Genomic DNA, 19,742 nt, shown 5'->3' with positions numbered 1-19,742 from the left:
GCAAGCCTTCAGGAGTAGGGCGGGGTGCGCGGCCCCTCCACGTGGGAGTGCGCACCCACGATGCATCCAACCAGGCGATCTCCATCTCGGCTGAGCCCCGTACATACCCGTGCGGCGCGTCCGCTGATCCGGCCGAACCGTCGAATGCGGCCCCGCGGTTCGCAGCGGGACGGCTCATGTCGTCGCGAGGATCGAGCAGTTCGACACGATGTTGTCCGCCCGGCTGCTCGACGAGGCTGCCCGGTTCGCCACCTCGGAACCGCTCTGCAGGTCTTCAGACACTTGCGAACTCACACGTGCGAGGAGTGAAACGGACCCTGTTCAGAGCGATGAAGACGGCCTTTGGCAATCATCGACGCCTGCCTGTCGGTGGGGCCGGAAAACTCACCGAAACCTGTTCACCTGCAGGTAGATGGACCGTCTGCTGTTCGCCGAGGTAGAAGACCGTGACGTCCTGCGCCACCGGAGAGCGGAGCCTTGCCCATACGCCATGAGGCCCCCATCCGAGCTTTTCGACCGTCACTCGCCCGCGGCAGGCCACTCCGTGGATCGTGCCGCGGGGAACTGCCTCCGGGAGGGCCGGAAGCAGGTCGACGAGTCCAGGTTGCGAGTCGACGAGCAGTTCGATCAGGACGCCGGGGAGTGTGTGCGCCGCATCGGCGTTGTAGATGTGCAGGTGCGGGTTGTGCGAACTCATCAGCGACCTGTGGAACATGTCGTTGCCGACGATCTTGCCCAGGTTGCCGTATGCGAGTTCGCCGTCCTTGAGGCGCGCGGCAACGAGCGCGCGGTGCAGACTGCCGTGCGCGGACAGGTTCTCGTCACCGCGGAGCACCAGTGCGCGACGGGCTGCCTCGGCAAGCGCAGGGGTGTCCGACGGGGTCAGCTCGTGCAGCGGCCAGACCGGGTAGAGATGGCTGATGTGCCGGTGCTCCTCGTCGGCCGTGTAACCCGGCCACGCCCATTCGGCGAGTGCGCCGCGTTCGTCGACCAGGTACGACGGCAGTCGATCGAGTATGCCGTTCCACTCGTCGGAGCCGGTCGCCTCATTGGCGAGGGTGAAGGCGTGGCGGGCGGCGGCGATGTCCATGGTGGCGTTGACCGCCGCGTAGACCGGCCTCCCGGAGGCGTCGTCGGGGCCGGTCTCGGCCGAGAACGAGGGGACGAAGACGGCGTTGCCCGCTTCATCGGTACGGGTCAGGAAGTCTTCGAAGAACCGCGCCGCCTCGACCAGCCACGTCCTCAGGGCGTCAAGGCCCTCCCCGGTGACGAGGTAGTGCTCGTACAGCGGGTAGAGCAGCCAGTCGGCACCGGGAATCCATGCGGCCCAAGGGAATTCGTCGTTGAAGTGGAACAGGTGGCCGTGCTCGCCGTCAGTGCGGCTGGGCGCGAGGATCCCGCGCGCGCCGTAGATGTCCCGTGCGTTGGTCTGCCAGTCGCGGATCTGCGAGTAGATGAGGTCGGCGTAAGCGGCCGCCACCTCGGGAAGTGCTCCGATGTTGGCGCCGGCCATCTGCAGGTTGACATTGGCGTCGGTGGTGAAGTCACCGGCCCACGCGGCGCCCCACTCGCCCAACCAGAGCCCGGTCAGTCTGGGCGGCAGTACGCCGCTGGAACTGAGGAGCAGGTACCGCCCGGAGTGGAACAGGAGTTCGAGCAGCGCGGGACTCATGGTGGACGGGTCGGCCCGCTGGAGGTCGAGCAGCTCGCCCACCGGCCGTTCGCGCTCGTCTGCCGACGCGTCGAGATCCAGCCGCATTCGCTCGTATGCCGGAGTGTGCAAGGCGGCGTGCCGCTCCAGCAGTGCCTCGTATCCGTTGTCGCACAAGGCCAGGAGTCCCGCTTCGAGTTCTGCGGTCCTCCAGCCCGGCTCATCGCTGCGGGCGAGCTTGGTCAGCAGGAGCGCGTCCCCGGTCACGGTGATCCGGTCGCCGTCGACGGCGGCGTTGCCGAGCACGAGGGTCAGTCCTTCGAAGCCGTACGCGCCTTGGTCCTGCGGGTAGGTTCCTCGAATGCGGAGGAACGCCAGGCCGCCGTTCTCATAGGCGGTCGTCGCGTACCCGACGTCCTCGGGGCGGTGCGGAAGGTCTCCGGTGAGGCCGATGACGGTCTCGGCATCGCCGCTGAGATGCTGGACCACGACGGCATCGGCGCGTGAGACGAAGGCCCGTCGTTGCGGCTTCCCGGCCCAGTGGACGGTCACCTCTCCGGTCGCGAAGTCGGTTTCGCGGAAGTAGTCCGGGGCGTCCTGATCGGCGCGGTCCGCATCAAGCGTCATGGCGAATCCGGGGTGGAACGATTGGGGCCACAGCATTGGCGCACCTCCCGACAGCAGGCGCCCCGCCTCGGCCCTGCGATCGGCGAGCACCAGGTCTCGCACCTCCTCGATCTTGGCGGCGATCTTGGGCGGACGAGCATCACGGGTGCCGTTGGGCAGGACGAACCTGTGGTGGTTGAAGACGACGCGTTCGGACCAAGGGTGCCCGTGGACCATGATCCCGTACTCGCCGTTGCCGGACAGGAACGCGTCCTCCCAGCGCGCGGCGGGTTCGAGGTCTCGGATGCGGTGCATCGGCGGCATGGGTCAGGATCTCCCTTCTAGCGAGCGGACTCGGGTCGGAGTGTCCAGTACGGGACTGTCGACATGTCGGGTCGGCCCCTGCAACTCTATGCGTGCCCGCAACGGGGTATCTGCGCTCGAATGGCCGACCGAGAAGACCAGGTGCCCTGGCTCGACGATGCGGCGGCCGTCGATGCCGGTGAAGGCGGTGCGGTCGGCGTGGACCTCGAACTCGACGCGGGCGCCCTCTCCCGGGTCGAGAGCCACTCGGGCGAAACCGATGAGGGTCTGCACGGGACGGGTCACCTGCGCCACCGGGTCGTGGAGGTACAGCTGCACGACGTCCTCACCGGATCGCGATCCGGTGTTGGCGACCCGTGCGGTGACCGTCAGGCCTCCGTCGGTCGGGATCTCGGTCGCGGACACGGTGATGTCCTCGTAGGCGAAGTCCGTGTAGGAGAGGCCGTGGCCGAAGGGGAACAGCGGTCGGGGGTCGAGGTTCGAAATGCCGTCGCTGTCATGTCCGAGCGGAGGCGCCAGGTACGTGTACGGCTGGCCCCCGGGGGAGACCGGGATGCCGACAGGCAGGTGCCCGGAGGGGTTGACCGCGCCGGTGAGGATCTCGGCGATCGCGATGCCGCCTTCCTCGCCGGGGAGGAAGGCCTGCACGACGGCAGCGCACCGGTCGGCCCAGGCGCCGAGGGCGTACGGGCGGCCGGAGACGACGACCATGACGACCGGTGTCCCCGCGTTGAGGACCGCCTCGACGAGTTCGCCCTGGATGCCGGGAAGGCGGAGGTCCTCGGCGTCGCAGCCCTCGCCCGAGGAGCCCCTGCCGAAGAGGGCGGCGATGTCGCCGACGGCGAGGACGGCCAGGTCGGCTTCGGCCGCGGCCTGTACCGCGGCGTCGATGCCCATCCGGTCCGCGTCCAGCAGCGGGACGCCCAGTTCGTGCCGGATCTCCGTCTCCGGCAGTGCGCCGCGCAGGGCTTCAAGCAGCGAGGGCACTTCGATGCCGAGGTCGTCGAGAGTGTGGTGGACCAGGACGTGGTTGGGGAACGAGTAGCAGCCGAGGAACGAGCGGGGCTGATGCGCCGTCGGCCCGATGACGGCGAGGCGCGGGGCCGGGCCGAGCGGGAGCGTGCCGTCGTTGCTCAGCAGCACCGCCGACTTGCGGGCGACTTCTCTTGCGAGCGCGCGGTTCTCGGGCGGATCGAGGTTCACCTGGTCGGTGGCGGGTTCGGGGACGGGGACCCAGTCGGGGTCCAGGAGGCCGAGTTCGGCCTTCTGGGTGAGCACGCGGACGGCTGCGCGGTCGACGAGGGCCTCGTCGAGCCCGCCCGCCGCGACCAGGGCTGCCGCCTTGACGAAGGCGTCGCCGTCGGGGAGTTCGACGTCGATGCCGGCGTTCAGCGCCATCGCTCCTGAGGTCGCCCGGTCGGGGCTGGTGCGGTGCATGAGGTCGAGGAAGGCCACGGCCCAGTAGTCCGAGACCACCGTGCCGGTGAAGCCCCACCGCTTCCGAAGGGTGGTCGTGAGCAGGTCGACCGAGGCGGCGGCGGGCAGGCCGTCGATGTCGGAGTAGGAGTTCATCACCGAGCGGGCGCCGCCCAGCCGCACGGCCATCTCGAAGGGAGTGAGGATGATGTCGTTGAACTCCCTGGGGCCCATCGAGACCGGGGCGTGGTTGCGTCCGGCGCGGGAAGCGGGGTATCCGGCGAAGTGCTTGAGGGTGGCGATGATCCCCGCCGATTGCAGCCCCTGGACGTAGGCGGAGCCGAGCGCGCCGACCAGGTAGGGGTCTTCGCCGATGGCTTCTTCGACTCGGCCCCAGCGGTAGTCGCGCACCACGTCGAGGAGCGGCGAGAGTCCCTGGTGGACGCCGACGCGGCGCATCCCGGTGCCGATCGCGGCCGCCATGCGCCGGACGAGACCGGGGTCGAAGGTCGCCCCCCAGGCGATCGCGGCCGGGTAGACCGTGGCGCCGTAGGTGGTGAACCCGGTGAGGCACTCTTCGTGGACGATCGCGGGCACGCCGAACCGGGAGGCGGCCGTGACGGTCTTCTGGGCGCGGCGCACCGCCGCCATGCCCTCCTCAGTGGTGACCGGTGCGGTGCCGAAGACGCGGGTGAGCTGCCCCAGCCCGTGCGCCGCCGCCTCGGTGAAGGGCCGTCGGGCCTGCTCGAAGGCGGCCTGGAGCGGTCCGACGTCGCCGCCGTCGGCTTCCTCTGCGAGCGGCCGGTCCCAGAAGCTGCCGAGCTGGGCGAGCTTCTCGTCGAGGGTCATGGCGGCGAGCAGGGCTCGGGCCCGGTCCTCGGCGGGGCGGGCGCGGTCGTGCCAGGGCGGTGCGTCGGTCACGGTTCTCCTTGTGTCGGTTCGAAAAAGGGGCTACTTGCCCCCGACGCCCATGAGGCCGCGGATGAGCGCGCGGCGGGCGAAGAGGTAGATCAGGAGCATCGGCAGAACGGTCATGAGGATCGCCGACATCAGGCCGGGGATGTTCAGCGAGTACTGCTGCTGGAAGACGCCGAGTCCCAGGGTGGCGACGCGGACGTCTTCGGAGCGGGTGAGCACCAGGGGCAGCAGGTAGTTGTTCCATGCGTTGAGGGCGGTGAACACGATGACGGTCGCGATCCCGCCGCGTGAGAGCGGCAGGACGAGCCTGAAGAAGGTGCGGACCGGTCCGGAGCCGTCCATGGCCATCGCCTCGTAGAGCTCGCCGCGGATCTCACGCATGGCGCCGGTGAGGATGAGCGTGCTCATCGGGATGGCGAACGCGGCGGTCGGCAGCGCGATGCCGATGAGGGTGTCGTAGAGGCCGATGTACTGGATCAGGTACATCACCGGGATGACGACGACCTGGGCGGGGATCGCGAGGCCGAACAGCATGACCTTGAAGGCCTGGCGGACGGTGCGGCTGTCGCTGCGGACGATCGCGAACGCCAGGGGTGGCACGAGGATCAGCACGACGGCCACGGTCAGGACCGCAACGGTGACCGAGTTGGCCAGGAATCTTCCGAAGCCCTGCTCGAAGGCGTAGCGGAAGTTGTCAAGGGTGAACTCGGTCGGCAGGCCCAGCGGGCCCTTGTCCGCGTAGGTCTCGCGACTTTCGAAGGCCGCGCGGAGCATCACGTAGACGGGGACGAGGATGATGAGGAGCCACGCTCCGGCGAGGACGCCGGCGGGCCAGTTCGCTCGGGTGCGCATCAGATGCCCTCCTGCGTCCCTTCCATCTTGTCGTAGCCGGAGGCTCGCACCATCGCCCAGGACACGAGCCCGGCGATGACGACAAGCACGACCGCGATCGCGCTGCCGTAGCCGAAGTCGAGGGCGGCGATGCCCCGGTCGTACATGAAGTACGGCAGGTTCGACGTCGCGCCGCTCGGTCCTCCGTGGGTGAGGATGAGGATGAGGTCGAAGGTGGTGAACGTGCCGACGACCATGAGGATGGTCGAGGTGATCATCGTGTGCTTCAGCAGCGGCAGCGTGATGTGGAAGAACTGGCTCACGCGGCCGGCCCCGTCGAGTTCGGCCGCCTGGTAGAGCGTCTCGGGGATCGCGCGGGCGCCGCCCTGGTACAGCAGGGTGTGCAGCGGCGAGGCGCCCCAGAGGTAGATGAACGCGACGAGGCCGAGTGCCGCGGCGGGTTCGCCGAGGAGGTCGCTGAAGAACGTGTCGGGGCCGATCAGCGGCGCGAGCGCGGCGGGCAGCCCGAAGTTCGGGTCGACGAGGGACGCCCAGAGGACGGCGACGGCGGCGGTCGACATCAGCAGCGGGATGAAGTAGAGCGCGGTGACGGCCGCTCGCATCCGCTGCGGCCCGGCCGCCCAGACCCCGATCAGGAGCGAGACCGGGACCTGGGTGGCGACAGCCAGGACGATGAGGACCACGGTGACGCCGACGGCCCGGTGGAGCGGCGCGTCGTCGAGCATCCGCGTCCAGTTGTCGAGGCCGACGAACTGCGGGGTGGTCAGGCGGATCCCGTTGTACTTCGTGAAGGAGAGCCCGACCGCCACGGCCAGCGGCAGGAGCGCGAAGAACGCGAAGAAGGCGACGGCGGGAAGCGCCCAGACGGCGCTGGGGCGGCTCACCGCCCGCCGCCCCCGCGAAGACTTGATCCGGAGATCACGCAACGGAGGTGGCTCCCTGCATCGCGGTGATCCAACCGTCGGCGTCGATGGTGCCGTTGAAGTAGTCGGCCATCGCGTTCTGGACGGTCGTGAGGCTTTCGGCGGGGACGGCCTGATCCCAGGAGAGCTGGAACGTGGGCGCCTGGTCGACCAGTCCGATGACGAAGGCGAGATAGGTCTTGCGGGTCTCGGAGAGGTCGGCCTGCTGCTGGACGAGGTCGGCGGCGTCGGTCGTCGGCGGGAGGTTCCCGAGGGCGAGCTGGTCCTGGAGGAACGCCTCGCCGTAGAGCTCCTTGAGGAAGCCGCGCACGGTGTCGGGGTAGCGGGTGTCGGCGGCGACGTTGTAGTAGTTGCTCAGGTTCCCGGCGATCTCGCCCGCCTGGCCGCCGCCGCCGTCGACCGAGGGGAAGGGGATCCAGCCGAGGGTGGTCTCGGCGAACTGCTCGTCGCCGGCGGTGACGTCGGCGTAGTACCAGGTGCCCATGAGTTCGTAGGCGGACTTCCCGGTGCGCAGCAGCGCGGCCGAGCCGTCCGATCCGTAGGCGACCGAGCCGAAGTCGTCGCCGAAGGCGCCGGCGTCCACGAGTTCGGCGAGCAGCGCCAGCGCTTGGCGGCTCTCGTCGCTCGACCAGACGTCGCCGTCTCCGGCGAGCCCTGCGGCGACGCGTTCGTTGCCGAGCATCCGGGCGAAGGCGTACTGGAACCACATCTGGGTGGGCCACTTGTCGGTCCCGGCGAGTCCGATCGGGGTAACGCCCGAGGCCTGCAGGGTCGCGGACTGGGCGAGGAGGTCGTCCCAGGTCTGGACCGGTTCGAGGCCGGCGGCGGCGAGCACCTGCTTGTTGTAGAACAGGAAGGTCGGTGCGACGCCGCGCATGGGGATGCCGTAGGTCTCGCCGTCGATGACCTCCTCGTCGAACACGGAGGGCAGGAAGGACTCCTGGAGCGCGGGGTCCTCGTCGATGAACTCGTCGAGGGCGAGCAGGGCTCCTGCGTCGACCAGCGGTTTGATGTTGGCCGCGCCCCAGCTCATGAAGACGTCCGGGGCGGTCGGGGTGCCGACGGCGTTGCGCACCGAGGTGCTGTACTCGTTGCCGGCGGTCGAGCCGCGGTCGACGATCACCTTGACGTCCGAGGTCGCGTTGAACCGCTCGGCGGCGGCCTCCTCCGCCTCGGCCGCGGCGTCGCCGACCACCAGGACGTGGATCTCGTTCTCGGGCCGGTCCTCGTTCGGGCCTTCGGCGGCCGGGCCGCCGCAGGCCGCGGTCGCGGCTGCGGTGGCGGCACCGACGACCACCGTTCTGCGAGTCAGTCGCAAATTGCGGTTCATCATTGAACGCTCCTCATCGAGAGTCAGGGGTCGCGTCGAGCAGGGGTCTGGCCGACGCGTCGATCTGCGAGCCACTGTAAGCACGACTCGGCCCCGAAAACAGATCCCGCGACCGCGAAAGGTTTTCGTGCCACTGACGTGGTCCGGCCAGGTGTCTCGGACTCGGCGGCTTCGAAAACATCACGATGGCTTGTGTATGGTTTGCGACAGGTTTTCGCGACGGATCGGGAGCAGGCGCATGGACGGGCAGACGACGGGGAAGGCCGGTCGGCGGGCGGGCGCCAGGCCCGCGGCGGGCGCCAGCGCCGAGCGCACCACGCTGCAGCACGTCGCGCGGGCCGCCGGGGTCTCGATCGGGACGGTCTCCAAAGTGGTCAACGGGCGCACCGGGGTGGGCGCGGAGACCCGCGTCCGCGTCGAGGAGGTGATCGCCGAGCTCGGGTACGTGAGCCTGGGAGAACGCCAAGGGTCCGTCCACACCGCACAGGAGATGAGCGTCGAGCTGGTGGTCGACCCGCGGACGGTGTCGAACCCGTACCTGTCCCAGTTCCTCGGCGGCGCGTTGGAGGCCGCGGCCGAACTCGGGGTGGCGCTCGTCCTTCGCAGCGTGGGCGCCGGGTCCATCGAGGACGCCGGCGCGTGGGCGCAGGGCCTCGCCCGCTCGGGCCGGGCCGGGGTCATCGAGGCGACGAGCGCGTACTCCGCGCCGCGAGAGAAGGCGCTCAAGCGCGCGGGCCTGCACATGGTGCTCGTCGACCCGATCGACGTGCCGCGCACGTCGACGCCCAGCATCGGGGCGACGAACTGGGCCGGGGCGTACGCCGCCGCGCAGCATCTGCTCGGCCTGGGGCATCGGGAGATCCGGTACATCGGAGGACCGCCGGGAGCCCACTGCGACAACGTCCGTGCGCACGGCTGGGCGGCGGCGATGGGCGAGGCCGGTCTGGAAGCCGACGCCGCGCTGGTGCCGCGCCATTCCTACACGTTCGAGCACGGGCTGGCGGCGGCCATCGAGATGCTGACGGGAGAGCGTCCTCCGACGGCGATCTTCGCGGGCAGCGACACCACGGCGACGGGGGTCCTGGAGGCCGCTCGGCGCCTGGGACTGTCGGTCCCCGACGACTTGAGCATCATCGGGTTCGATGACACGCCGCTGTCCCAGATGAGCGCGCCGCCCCTGACCACGGTGCACCAGCCGATCGCCGACATCGGGCGGACGGCCGTCTCGACGATGGTGCGCCTGGCGCGCGGGCAGCTGCTGTCCACCAACCGGGTCGAGCTGTCGACGCACCTGGTGGTGCGCGATTCCACGGCGCCACTGCGGAAATAGCGCGAAAACCTTTCGCGCTCCCACCGTCGCGAAAGGTTTTCCGAATCGTTTTATCGACCTGCATCTATGCCATGATCCGAGGTCACCGGGGTGCGACGACGCGCCTCACGTGATGAAAGGTTTCGCGACGATGCGACGTCTCAGAACGATCACCGGTGCCGTAGGCCTCGCCACGGCGCTCCTGCTCCCACTCGGCATCAGCTCGACCGCACAGGCCTACCAGCCCTCGCCGACCGACATGTACGTCGCCGAGGATCCGGCGAGCTGCAACAAGACCCCGTGCATCCTGTACCCCAAGTCCGCCCAACTGCCGAGCGGCACCGTCATCGCCGCGTTCGAGGACTCCGAGGGGCCGATCGTCGGCCAGACCCTCCCGATCCACGTCAGCGACGACGAGGGCGCGACCTGGAGCAGGCGCACCGAGGTGCAGGCTCCCGCCTACCTGTCGAGCGATGCGAAGTACGCGCCGTACACGAGCGCCTGGACCAACCCGTACTTCTACGTGCTCCCCCAGGCGGTCGGCGCGCTGCCCGCGGGGACGCTGTTGCTCTCGGCGGTCGTGTCCGGGGACGGCACGAGCTCCGACCGGTCGAACGTCGCGATCGCGCTGTACTCCAGTTCGGACGAAGGCCGGACCTGGACGGTCCGCGACATCATCGCCACCGGCAGGAACATGTCCGACGACCCGGTCTGGGAGCCCTTCCTCATGGCGTACCGGGGCCAGTTGGTCGCCTACTACTCCGACGAGAACGACTACCTCGGGTTCGACGCCTCGACCGGCGTGGCGACCCTCGATCCGGCCAACGCCACCGCGACCGATTCGCGCGGCCAGGTCCTCGTGCACAGGACCTGGGCCGGCCCCGGCTCCTCCTGGAGCGCTCCGGTGATCGACGCCGCGGGCACCATGGTGGACATGGGCGGCGGCAAGACCGAAATCGGCGGCGGGCGCCCCGGCATGACCACGGTCGTGCCGACCACCGACGGCAAATGGCTGCTCACCTACGAGTTCTGGGGCGGCGGCCAGAACGTGCGGTACAAGATCGCCGACGACCCGCTTCGCTTCTTCGCCGTGTCCGAACCGGGCACGAACATCTCCGGGCTGCCCGTTCCTTCGGGGCAGCGGGGCCTCGCGACCGGCGGGAGCCCCGTGCTCACGAACCTGCCCGACGGACGACTCGTCTACAACGCGGCCGGCAGCGCGAGCGTGTGGGTCAACGAATCCGGCCGCAGCGACGGGGCGTGGAAGGAGTACCAGACGGCGATGCCCGGCGGGTACAGCCGCAACCTCATGTACCTCCAGGAGAGCGGTCGGCTGCTGATCCTCCAGGCGCCGTGGTCGGGCGCCTCGACCGGTCCGGTCAAGGCCGGGAACGTCGACCTCGGCCGCGCCGCGGGCGACTACGCGGTGCTCGTCAACCGGGCCACCGGTCAAGTGCTCGCCCCCGAGAACGGGAAGACCCAGGACGCCAACCTCACCGGAGACGTCCCCGACCTCGTCACCCAGGCCCTCGCCGCCGGAAGCGCCGCCCAGCGCTGGCACCTGGAGTCCAAGGGCGCGAACGTCACGCTCCTGAACCAGGCCGGCGGGCGCGCGGTCGCTGTCTGGACCGGCTCCGCGACCGCGGGCCAGCGCCTCACGCAGTGGGTCGACGACGGCGCCACCGACAAGCAGTGGACACTCGTGCCCGCGAGCGACGGCTACTACAAGATCCGGTCGGTGCGCAATACGGGCCTGTACATGACCGGCACGGGCGCGGGCGGGGCCGTCGACCTCCAGGCGTCGTCCACCTCGTCGGCACAGGAATGGCAGGTCGTGACCGAGACCGTCTCGGCGTCGCCCTTCTCTCTGCGAGGCGGCAACTCCGGCCGCTGCCTCGATGTGCCGAACGGCCAGACCGGCGTCCAGGTCCAGGTCTGGGACTGCGTCGGGAACACGAACCAGCAGATCACGGCGACCGCTGCGGGCGAGCTCCGCGTCTCGGGCAACTGCCTGGCCGCAGCGGGGAACGGCACGGTCCCGGGCACGAAGCTCATCCTCTGGGCCTGCAACGGGAGCACCAGCCAGCAGTGGTCGTTTCGCCTCGACGGCACGATCGTCAACCGCTCCAGCGGACTCGTGATCGACGTGGCGAACTGGGCCACGGCGAACGGGTCACCGGTGCAGCTGTGGACGGGCCTCGGCAACGCCACGCAGCAGTGGAGCCGGGCGTAGCACGCAGCAGGGGTGCGGCCGCGAATGCGGCCGCACCCCTTGGGGTCAGCTCCGGTCGACCCCCGCCTCCGCGAGGTCGCGGGGACCGGGTTCCCGCGCACGGACGGGAAGGCGACGGCGGCCCGCCGGGAGCAGGAGCACCGCAAAGAACGCGACGGCGAGAATGCCGGCGCAGATCCAGAAGCTCACGGTGAACCCCGACTCCGCCGGAACCTGCTGACCGGTGTCGGCAGAGAGCACGGCCGCGATCACCGCCGTGCCGATACTGCCGCCGACCGTGCGGGCGAGGGTGTTGAGGCTGGTCGCTGCGCTGGTCTGGGTCGGTGCGACGTTCGCGAGGATCGCATTGGTCATGGCGGCCGAGGCGAGTCCGATCCCGACGCCCATCAGCGTGACCCCGATCAGTACCTGCCATGCCGCCTCATGCGCGACGGCGAGCAGGACGAACGAGGCCGCTGCCAGAACGGTTCCCAGCGCCAGCGGGAGTCTGGCGCCGAGAAAGCGGTCCAGCACACCGGACAGCGGCGCGAAGACGACCATCGCCACGGTCGACGGCAGCAGGAACAGGCCGGCTTCGCCGACGGACTTCCCGAGTCCGTACCCGGTGTCGGCGGGGAGCTGAAGCAGGAGCGGTACGAGCAGGAACGAGCCGAACGTGGCGACGCCGAAGGCGATGCCGGCGACGCTGGTCGTCCACACGCCTCGGCTGAGGACCATGCGCATGTCGACCAGCGGCGAGGCGACTCGCAGCTCGACTGCCACCAGCGCGGTGAGTGCCGCCGCCGCGCCCCCGAACAGTCCGAGGGTCAGGCCGTCGGTCCAACCCCAGGTGCCGCCTTCGCTGAGCGCCAGCAGCAGGCATACCAGTCCGGCGGACAGCAGGAGCGCCCCGGGCACGTCGATGCGCCCGCGGGCTCGGACCGGCGATTCGGGGATGCCGAACATGATGCCCACCCCGGCGAGGGCGATCGCGATCAGCGGGAACCAGAACAGCCAATGCCAGTTCAGGGTGCCCACGATCGGTCCGGCCAGGACCGCCCCGAGGCCGCCGCCCGCGCCGAGCAGCGCGGAGAGCAGGCCGACGGCCACGCCGACCCGCTTCGGCGGCAGCTCGTCCCGGACGATGCCGAAGGCCAGGGGCAGGACCGCGCCCCCGGCGCCTTGGAGGACCCGTCCCGCCACGAGGGTGGCGAGGTTCTCGGCGAGCGCGGCCACCAGCGAGCCTGCGGCCAGCACGCCGAGGACGATGAGCAGGACCTTTCGCTTGCCGAACATGTCGCCGAGTCGGCCCGCGATCGGGGTGGCGACGGCGGCGGCCAGCAGGTATGCGGTCACGAGCCAGCTGATGTCCGCTGTGGAGGCGTCCAGTTCGGCGGCGATGACCGGCAGGGCCGGTGCGACGAGCGACTGCAGCATCGCGAAGACCATCCCGGCCAGGGCCAGGAGTCCGAGGACCAGTGCGGGGTTCGCGTGCCGGGCGCTCCCGAGGGGCCGGTGGCCCGTCGCGGCCGCGGTCGTCACGAGACGGACTCGCTGAGCTCGGCAGGATCGGCCTCGGCAGGCTGCTTCCTGCGGCGCCGCTTGATCGCCTCGGCGGCGATCGGGGCGATCGAGACGGTGGCGATCGCGAAGAGGATGAACAGCAGCATGGTGTCGACGTTGGCCGCGACCCAGGGGATCTGGCCGAGGAGGCCGCCGAGCAGGGTCACACCGGTGGCCCAGAGGACGCCGCCGACGGTGGAGTAGAAGAAGTACTTCTTCTTGTCCATTCGCGCGATGCCGGCCACCACGGTGATGAGCGTGCGGCCGAGCGGGATGAACCTGGCCAGGACGATCGCGATGGGGCCGTGCTTCTCGAAGAACCGCTGCGTCTTCTCGACTTGGCCGGGGTGGAGCAGTTTGGCGTTGGGGCGGTTGAACAGCGGCGGTCCGACCTTCGCACCGACCCAGTAGCCGCAGATGTTGCCGAGGATCGCGGCGACGGTGACGACCGCGCAGACGAGCCACAGGTCGGCGTCGATGGCCGCGGTCGCGGCGAGCAGGCCGGCGGTGAACAGGGTCGGGTCGCCGGGTAGGACGACGCCGATCAGCAGTCCGCATTCGGCGAAGATGATCACGAAGAGGCCGAGCAGCACGAACGGCCCGAGCCAGTGGAGGATGGCGACGACATCGAACATGGATTTCTCCTATGTCGGAGTGGGCCCTGGAATGCGGTTGCAGATGGACGGGCCCGAATGAGACGACGGTTCTCACCGGCACCGCGGGGTGCCGGATCACCGGTTCGCCAGCGAACCGGTAGGTGGGGATCGTGTGAGGCACGCCGGCGCGCCGGCTTGACGGCGGCGGTCCCGCCGGCGTGCGCGACCGCTACTCCTGAACGGGTTGCGGCCGGGTCGCGGTGACCCGTATGAGTTCGGCTATCTCCTCGGCCGGTCCGGCCGGCACGGTGTATTCGGTCTCGTCGCGAATGTCGGCGAGGTGGTCCCTGACGTCCTCGACTGCGAGTTCCGGGTGGTGGTAGCCGCGGGTCCTGCCGGTGAAGAACCGGGCGACCTGGCCCGCGCCCGCGGTGTAGACCTCCCCGGTGACCGGGCAGTCCTCATGCGCCAGGAAGGCGACGACCGGTGCGACGAGCGCGGGGTCGAGCCTGCCGACGATCGCGTCCATCATCGCTTTGGCCGCGGGGGCGAGCCGGGACTCCTCGTCGAGATGCTGCGTGAGCATCCGGGTGGCGGCGATGGGGGCGACGGCGTTGGCCCTGATGCCGTGCTCGGCGCCTTCGAGGCCGAGGACTCGGGTGAAGCCGGCGACGCCGGCCTTGGCGGTGCCGTAGTTGCTCTTGTGCGTGCTGCCGAGCAGTCCGGCGGCCGAGGTGGTGTTGACGATGCGGCCGTAGCCCTGATGCTGCATGATCCGCCACGCCGGGCGGGTCACGTGGAACAGCGCGTTGACGTGGACGTCGAGCACCGGTTCGAGCAGGTCCGGGGTGGTGTCCTCGAACAGCGCGTCGCGGAGGATGCCGGCGTTGTTGACGAGGATGTCGAGCCGCCCGTAGGTGTCGAACGCGGTGGCCACCAGGGCCGCCCCGCCGTCCGCGGAGGCGACGCTGTGCGCGTCCGCCACCGCCTCGCCGCCGTTCGCGCAGATCTCGCGGACGACCGCGTCGGCGGGACCCTCGTCCGATCCGTCGCCGGACACCGATCCGCCGATGTCGTTGACCACGACGTTCGCGCCGCGAGCGGCCAGCAGCAGCGCGTACTCGCGGCCCAGGCCGCCTCCGGCGCCGGTGACGACGGCGGTCCGGCCGTCGAATCTGAGTTCGGTCATGTCGTCTTCCCTTCGCAGCGGCTCACCAGTGGACGGGCAGGGCGTGAACGCCGTAGATGCTCATGTCGTTCCTGAACCGGATGTCCTCGATCGGGGCGGCGAGCCGCAGGTCGGGGAGCCGGCGCAGCAGGGTGGACAGCGCGATCTGGAGCTCGGCGCGGGCGAGGGTCTGGCCGAGGCACTGGTGGACGCCGTAGCCGAAGGCGACGTGGCCGCGCGCGGGGCGCTCAAGGTCGAGGGTTTCGGGACCGTCGGTGAAGGCCGGGTCCCAGTTGGCGGCGGGCAGGTTCATGACCAGTCCCTCGCCGGCCTTGACGAGCTGCCCGCCGATCTCGACGTCCTCCTTGGCCACGCGGGCGACCAGGCTGTGCACGATGGTCAGGTACCGCAGCAGCTCCTCGACCCCGTTGGCGATCACTCCCGGGTCGTCGCTGTCGCGGAACACGGCCGCCTTGTCGGGGTGCTCCAGCAGCGCCGCCGTGCCGAGGGCGATCATGTTGGCGGTGGTCTCGTGGCCGGCGTTGAGCAGGATGACCCCGTTCATGGCCGCGGACTCGCGGCGCAGTTCGCCGGTCTGGACGTGCTCGCGGACGATGCGGCTGATCAGGTCGTCGCCGGGCTCCTTCTCCTTGCGGGCCACCAGCTCCATCATGTAGCCGAAGAACTGGCGCGAGGCCTGCTGCTTCTCCTCCCGCGGTGTGTTCATGTTCATCACCGTGGCGGTGATCGTCTGGAAGAAGTCGTGGTCGGAGTAGGGGACGCCGAGGAGCAGCGAGATCACGAGCGAGGGGATGGGCAGCGCGTAGTCGGCGACGATGTCGCCGGGCTGCCCCTTGTCGATCATCTTGTCGATGAACTCGTTCGCCATCGCCTCGATGTCCGGGCGCAAGGCGTTGACCCGCTTGACGGTGAAGTCCTTGGTGAGCATCCGGCGCAGCCGGGCGTGCTCGGGGTCGTCCATGCGCGGGAAGATGTCGGGCGCGTTCGGGCCCTCATGGGCGCCGTTGCTCTGCAGGGCGAGGGCTTCGGCGCTGATGCGCGGGTCGGTCATGGCGGTCTTGATGTCCTCGTATCGGCTGACGACCCATACGGTGTGGCCGTTCCAGTTCGCCCGCCGCAGGCCGTCCTCCTCGCGCCACTGCGCGTACTCGGCGGGCGGGTTGAACGGGCAGCGGGCGGAGCGTTCGCCGGGGAAGGCCGGCAGACCGGTGTCGGTGGTGGTGTTCATGTGGATCTCCGTTTCAGACGGCGGTGATGGCGAGGGCCGCGGTCCACTCGGTGGCCGCGGCGATGAGCGCGCGCCAGGCGCGCAGGAGTTTGGGGGGCTTCCCGGCGGCGAGGACGCCGACCAGGCGGTCCGCCTTCCGGTAGGCGACAAGCAGTCGCCGGCCCTCCGGGTCGACGTCGAGGACGAGCGCTTCGTCGTGGTCGCGGAGGTGGCCGTAGGCCTGGAGCTTGACGCCGTGCTGGTCGGACCAGAAGTACGGCACCGGTGCGAAGGGCCGGGGGTCGCCGAGGATCGCGCGGGCGACGGCCATGCCCTGCTCGGCGGCGTTGGTGCGGTGCTCGATCCGCATGTCCGTGCCGAACAGTCGGTTGTGCCAGCGGGCCGCGTCGCCGACCCCGTACACGCCGTCGGCGGCGGCGCAGTACTCGTCGCACACGAGTCCGTTCTGGACGGTGAGGCCGCTGCCGGTCAGCCACTCGGTGTTCGGCTCCGAGCCGATGGCCACCAGCACGTCGTCGGCCGGCAGCACCGTGCCGTCGGCCAACCGCACACCGGCCGTCTCCGCGCCGTCGCGGAGGATCTCGGCGACCACCGCTCCGGTGCGGACTGCGACCCCGTGTTCCAGGTGGAGCCGGGTCATGAACCGCCCGGCCTCCTCCCCGACGGCGTGCGCGAGCGGAACCGGACCCGATTCCAACAGGCTGACCTCGACTCCGAGCTCGCGGGCGGTGGCGGCGACCTCGGCTCCGACGAAACCCGCGCCGACGATCACCAGGCGCCGCCCCGGCCGCAGACGCTCCTTCAGCGCCAGCGCGTCCGGCAGCGTGCGCAGCGAGTGCACCCCGGCCATCCCCTCGGTGCCGGGGAGGCGGCGGGCGCGGACGCCCGTCGCGACGACCAGTGCGTCGTAGGGGACGTCGGCGCCCTCCGACAGCGACACCGTCCGCCGGGCGAGGTCGAGGCCGGTCGCCCGAACGCCCAGCCGCAGCTCCATCCCGAGCGCGTCGATGTCGGCCGGCGGGCGCAGGTCGAGCCGGTCCGGCGCCCACTGCCCGCTCAGCAGCTGCTTCGACAGCGGAGGCCGGTCGTACGGAGGCCGCGGTTCGTCGCCGATGAGCGTGATCGCCCCTGTGTACCCCGCCTTGCGCAGCGCCTCGGCCGCCGCCAGTCCGCCGACCGACGCCCCCGCGATCGCGACCCGGTTCACGACTCGGCCAGGTGGATCGCGGCGGCCGGGCACACCATGGCCGACTCGCGGACCCCGTCGTGCAGATCCGGGCCGGGCGCCTCGTCCAGCAGGAAGACGACACCGTCCTCCTCCCGCTGGTCGAAGACCTCCGGCGCGAGCAGCACGCACTGGCCGGCGGCAACGCACTTGTCGGCGTCGACACTCACCTTCATCCGAACCCCCTGGATTCATAAATGGCAGTTGATGACATTTATGAACCTAGCATATGGGCAAAAGCTGCCATTTGCTACCCTGAGGAGGTGGACATCGACATCGAGCGGCACCCGCGGGCCGACGCCATGCGCAACGCCGACCGGCTCCTGAACACCGCCCGGGCGGTGTTCACCGAGGCCGGGCCCGACGCGTCCCTCGACGAGATCGCCCGGCGCGCAGGGGTGGGGATCAGGACCCTGTACCGCCACTTCCCCCGCAAGGCGGACCTGCTCCGCGCGGTGCTCAACCAGCGGGTCGCCGAAGACCTGTCACCGGTCATCGCGAGCGCGCTCGAGGACGAGGACCCGCTGCACGGCCTGTCCACGCTGATCGAGGCCGCGGTCGAGATGGTGGCCCGCGAGGACAACACCCTGGCCGCGGCGAAGCACGCAGGCACGCTCACCCCAGAGCTGTCGGCCGCGTTCTTCGACGCCCTGACCGAGCTCGCACGGCGCGCCCAGCGGGCCCGGCTCCTGAGGGCCGACCTCGTCCCGGAGGACCTCCCGAGGATCATGGCGATGATCACCAGCGTGCTGCGGAGCATGGACCCCGAGACCGAGGGCTGGCGCCGCTACCTCGGATTCCTCCTCGACGGGCTCTCACCCGCAGCGGCGAGCGTCCAACCCTCGGCCCCGCCGCTGGCGCAGACGCCGCAGAAGGGCGACTGGCTCCACTGAGGCGGCCGCCCCGGGCGGGCCCGTCCGAGCACGAGATACGGGCCGGGGGCGGCCCCTGAGCGCGCCAATGAAATGGCAGTCAATGCCATTTAATGATGGCCGCGCGCCTCGGAGTTCACCCCGGAAGGGCCAGGCCATCCGCCGGGACGCCGCCTGGGTCCGCATGCGGGCCGTCGCTAGCGCGGCGGCTCCGGCTCGACTGCCGGTCGCACCGTCCGCTCGGCGGCCCAGCCACAGGTGAGGACGATCGCGGCTCCAGCGACGGCGAGAACGCCGACCCCCGGGGTGAGGATCGCGACGTCGGCACCGGTCTCGACGAACGCGAGCAGCGGTCCGGCCGCAGCCGCCACGACCGCGGCGAGCAGACCGCAGGCGATCTGAAGCCAGCGGGGGGCCACGGGCGCGACAATGGCGAGCCCGAGCGCGGCGACGGCGATCACGTTCATCGCCGGGACCATGGTCGCCGCTTGCGCGGAGTACCGGCCGTCGCCGATCGCCGGCCATCCGGACGCGGGAATGAAGACGGCCGAGGCGTACGCGGCGACCGCATACACGGCGGCTGCGCTCGCACCCAAGAGGATTCGTCGCCAGAGCGCCTGGCGGATGCGCGCCCTCACCGGACGCCCCGCTCGCCGACGCCCCACGCCGCCCGGGTCGGAGCCTCGAACGGGCCGTTCACCGGGAGGTCGATCGGCGGACACACTGCCGCCATATTAGTTGTAATCATACAACTATAATAGTGAGGCGATCAGAGTTGTCAAGGAGCAACTGTTGTAATGTGCCAGGCATGGCAACCAGTGACGGCGAACCCCACCAGGTCATCGAGCAGGCACTGATCCGCATCCGGCGCCTGCAGCAGTCACGGAGGCTCCAGCGACGCGCCGCCGCAGGCGACCCTGCCGCGGCGTCCGCCGCGAACGCCGCCCGTTTCCGCTACCTCGACTCCCTTGAAGGAGCGGAGGACGGCCTCGCCATCTCCCAGATCGCCGACGCGATCGACGTGGACCGGCCGCGTGCCAGCCGCCTCACCGGCGAGCTGCTCGCCGAGGGCCTCATCGAACGGCAGACGGCCCCCGAGGACTCCCGCTACGCCCGCATCCGCCTGACCGCCGAAGGCAGCGACCTCGTCGACCGCGCCCACGCCTCTCGCCGCCAGAGCGTCGCCGACGCGCTCGCCGACTTCACCGACGAGGAGGCGCAAACCCTGGCCGCCCTCCTGGAGCGCTTCGTCGAGGCCTGGCCGCGGAACCGGCAGTCCAGCTGAGCGCGGGAACTCCAAGCCGATCGGCACCTCGAAAGTACAAGAACACGGTCGTATGCCGAACGCTCTGCCCCGCTCGCGCAGGCACCGTGCGTTCACGGCACCGGAGCGGACGGTTCGGCTCCTCACTGCCGCTTGATGAACTGGTATGCGGTCCCGGCTTCGGCGTCGAAGGTGACGAGCCCGTCCTCCTCGGCGGCCTGGAAGCCGGAGGCGGCCAGCGGCGCGTCGGCGCGGACGCGCACC

At 70.3% G+C, this 19,742-nt stretch carries 16 protein-coding genes; 4 read left to right on the top strand and 12 right to left on the bottom strand.

Going from position 1 to position 19,742, the window contains the following annotated elements; all coding sequences use genetic code 11:
* Window positions 1-349: 349 nt before the first annotated feature.
* The 5 genes from DI269_RS11655 to DI269_RS11635 are packed head-to-tail and all read right to left on the bottom strand — an operon-like array spanning window position 350 to window position 8,023.
* Entirely contained in the window at window positions 350-2,572 is a 2,223-nt protein-coding gene (locus DI269_RS11655) for a glycosyl hydrolase family 95 catalytic domain-containing protein (RefSeq protein ID WP_112136117.1), read from the bottom strand.
* 12 nt (window positions 2,573-2,584) lie between these two features.
* Entirely contained in the window at window positions 2,585-4,918 is a 2,334-nt protein-coding gene (locus DI269_RS11650) for a beta-xylosidase/alpha-l-arabinosidase (protein ID WP_232822712.1), read from the bottom strand.
* A 30-nt stretch (window positions 4,919-4,948) separates the two neighbouring features.
* Complete coding sequence (locus tag DI269_RS11645) at window positions 4,949-5,767, bottom strand: carbohydrate ABC transporter permease (RefSeq protein ID WP_112136025.1); 819 nt, start codon at window positions 5,765-5,767, stop codon at window positions 4,949-4,951.
* Window positions 5,767-6,651: a carbohydrate ABC transporter permease gene (locus DI269_RS11640; protein WP_112136023.1), complete on the bottom strand. Its 885-nt coding sequence runs from the start codon at window positions 6,649-6,651 to the stop codon at window positions 5,767-5,769. Before DI269_RS11640 ends, DI269_RS11645 begins: the two co-directional genes overlap by 1 nt.
* Window positions 6,652-6,685: 34 nt before the next feature.
* A complete protein-coding gene (locus tag DI269_RS11635) occupies window positions 6,686-8,023 on the bottom strand; it encodes an ABC transporter substrate-binding protein (protein ID WP_112136021.1) in 1,338 nt (445 codons plus the stop codon).
* Window positions 8,024-8,258: 235 nt separating this feature from the next.
* Between DI269_RS11635 and DI269_RS11630 the strand changes: the two genes are divergently transcribed.
* Complete coding sequence (locus DI269_RS11630) at window positions 8,259-9,350, top strand: LacI family DNA-binding transcriptional regulator (RefSeq protein ID WP_198667338.1); 1,092 nt, start codon at window positions 8,259-8,261, stop codon at window positions 9,348-9,350.
* 130 nt (window positions 9,351-9,480) lie between these two features.
* Complete coding sequence (locus tag DI269_RS11625; RefSeq protein ID WP_112136016.1) at window positions 9,481-11,562, top strand: RICIN domain-containing protein; 2,082 nt, start codon at window positions 9,481-9,483, stop codon at window positions 11,560-11,562.
* A 45-nt stretch (window positions 11,563-11,607) separates the two neighbouring features.
* On the opposite strand, the gene DI269_RS11620 is transcribed toward DI269_RS11625, so the two are convergent.
* From DI269_RS11620 to DI269_RS11595, 6 genes are all read right to left on the bottom strand, one after another.
* Window positions 11,608-13,083, bottom strand: a complete 1,476-nt coding sequence (locus DI269_RS11620; protein WP_198667337.1) for an MFS transporter — start codon at window positions 13,081-13,083, stop codon at window positions 11,608-11,610.
* Window positions 13,080-13,739, bottom strand: coding sequence for a DedA family protein (locus DI269_RS11615; RefSeq protein WP_112136014.1), 660 nt, complete (start codon window positions 13,737-13,739; stop codon window positions 13,080-13,082). The genes DI269_RS11620 and DI269_RS11615 overlap by 4 nt, the downstream gene beginning before the upstream one ends.
* A 190-nt stretch (window positions 13,740-13,929) precedes the next feature.
* Window positions 13,930-14,889, bottom strand: a complete 960-nt coding sequence (locus tag DI269_RS11610) for an SDR family NAD(P)-dependent oxidoreductase (protein WP_112136011.1) — start codon at window positions 14,887-14,889, stop codon at window positions 13,930-13,932.
* Between the two features lie 22 nt (window positions 14,890-14,911).
* Window positions 14,912-16,117 (bottom strand): cytochrome P450, encoded by a 1,206-nt coding sequence (locus DI269_RS11605; protein ID WP_112136008.1) that lies wholly within the window; start codon window positions 16,115-16,117, stop codon window positions 14,912-14,914.
* A gap of 13 nt (window positions 16,118-16,130) precedes the next feature.
* Window positions 16,131-17,324, bottom strand: a complete 1,194-nt coding sequence (locus tag DI269_RS11600) for an NAD(P)/FAD-dependent oxidoreductase (protein ID WP_112136005.1) — start codon at window positions 17,322-17,324, stop codon at window positions 16,131-16,133.
* Window positions 17,321-17,518, bottom strand: a complete 198-nt coding sequence (locus DI269_RS11595) for a ferredoxin (RefSeq protein ID WP_112136002.1) — start codon at window positions 17,516-17,518, stop codon at window positions 17,321-17,323. The genes DI269_RS11600 and DI269_RS11595 overlap by 4 nt, the downstream gene beginning before the upstream one ends.
* Window positions 17,519-17,644: 126 nt before the next feature.
* Here DI269_RS11595 and DI269_RS11590 point away from each other — a divergent pair, with 126 nt between their 5' ends.
* Window positions 17,645-18,235 carry a TetR/AcrR family transcriptional regulator gene (locus DI269_RS11590; protein ID WP_408612290.1) on the top strand — a complete coding sequence of 197 codons (591 nt, stop codon included), beginning with the start codon at window positions 17,645-17,647 and terminating at the stop codon, window positions 18,233-18,235.
* 176 nt (window positions 18,236-18,411) lie between these two features.
* On the opposite strand, the gene DI269_RS11585 is transcribed toward DI269_RS11590, so the two are convergent.
* A complete protein-coding gene (locus tag DI269_RS11585) occupies window positions 18,412-18,810 on the bottom strand; it encodes a hypothetical protein (RefSeq protein ID WP_157974909.1) in 399 nt (132 codons plus the stop codon).
* A 212-nt stretch (window positions 18,811-19,022) separates the two neighbouring features.
* Here DI269_RS11585 and DI269_RS11580 point away from each other — a divergent pair, with 212 nt between their 5' ends.
* On the top strand, window positions 19,023-19,499 hold the full coding sequence (locus DI269_RS11580; RefSeq protein ID WP_112135994.1) for a MarR family winged helix-turn-helix transcriptional regulator: 477 nt from the start codon (window positions 19,023-19,025) through the stop codon (window positions 19,497-19,499).
* Window positions 19,500-19,742: the final 243 nt, after the last annotated feature.

Source organism: Glycomyces dulcitolivorans, from assembly GCF_003265355.1.
In the GTDB taxonomy this organism is placed as follows: domain Bacteria; phylum Actinomycetota; class Actinomycetes; order Mycobacteriales; family Micromonosporaceae; genus Glycomyces; species Glycomyces dulcitolivorans.
This window is presented reverse-complemented; position numbering and strand designations above follow the sequence as displayed.

Bases quoted from the DNA above. Each gene is read 5' to 3' on its own strand.
- DI269_RS11635 (WP_112136021.1), bottom strand. From the start codon at position 8,023: ATGATGAACCGCAATTTGCGACTGACTCGCAGAACGGTGGTCGTCGGT.
- DI269_RS11610 (WP_112136011.1), bottom strand. From the start codon at position 14,889: ATGACCGAACTCAGATTCGACGGCCGGACCGCCGTCGTCACCGGCGCC.
- DI269_RS11625 (WP_112136016.1), top strand. From the start codon at position 9,481: ATGCGACGTCTCAGAACGATCACCGGTGCCGTAGGCCTCGCCACGGCG.
- DI269_RS11655 (WP_112136117.1), bottom strand. From the start codon at position 2,572: ATGCACCGCATCCGAGACCTCGAACCCGCCGCGCGCTGGGAGGACGCG.
- DI269_RS11605 (WP_112136008.1), bottom strand. From the start codon at position 16,117: ATGAACACCACCACCGACACCGGTCTGCCGGCCTTCCCCGGCGAACGC.
- DI269_RS11595 (WP_112136002.1), bottom strand. From the start codon at position 17,518: ATGAAGGTGAGTGTCGACGCCGACAAGTGCGTTGCCGCCGGCCAGTGC.
- DI269_RS11645 (WP_112136025.1), bottom strand. From the start codon at position 5,767: ATGCGCACCCGAGCGAACTGGCCCGCCGGCGTCCTCGCCGGAGCGTGG.
- DI269_RS11590 (WP_408612290.1), top strand. From the start codon at position 17,645: ATGCGCAACGCCGACCGGCTCCTGAACACCGCCCGGGCGGTGTTCACC.
- DI269_RS11630 (WP_198667338.1), top strand. From the start codon at position 8,259: ATGGACGGGCAGACGACGGGGAAGGCCGGTCGGCGGGCGGGCGCCAGG.
- DI269_RS11615 (WP_112136014.1), bottom strand. From the start codon at position 13,739: ATGTTCGATGTCGTCGCCATCCTCCACTGGCTCGGGCCGTTCGTGCTG.
- DI269_RS11580 (WP_112135994.1), top strand. From the start codon at position 19,023: ATGGCAACCAGTGACGGCGAACCCCACCAGGTCATCGAGCAGGCACTG.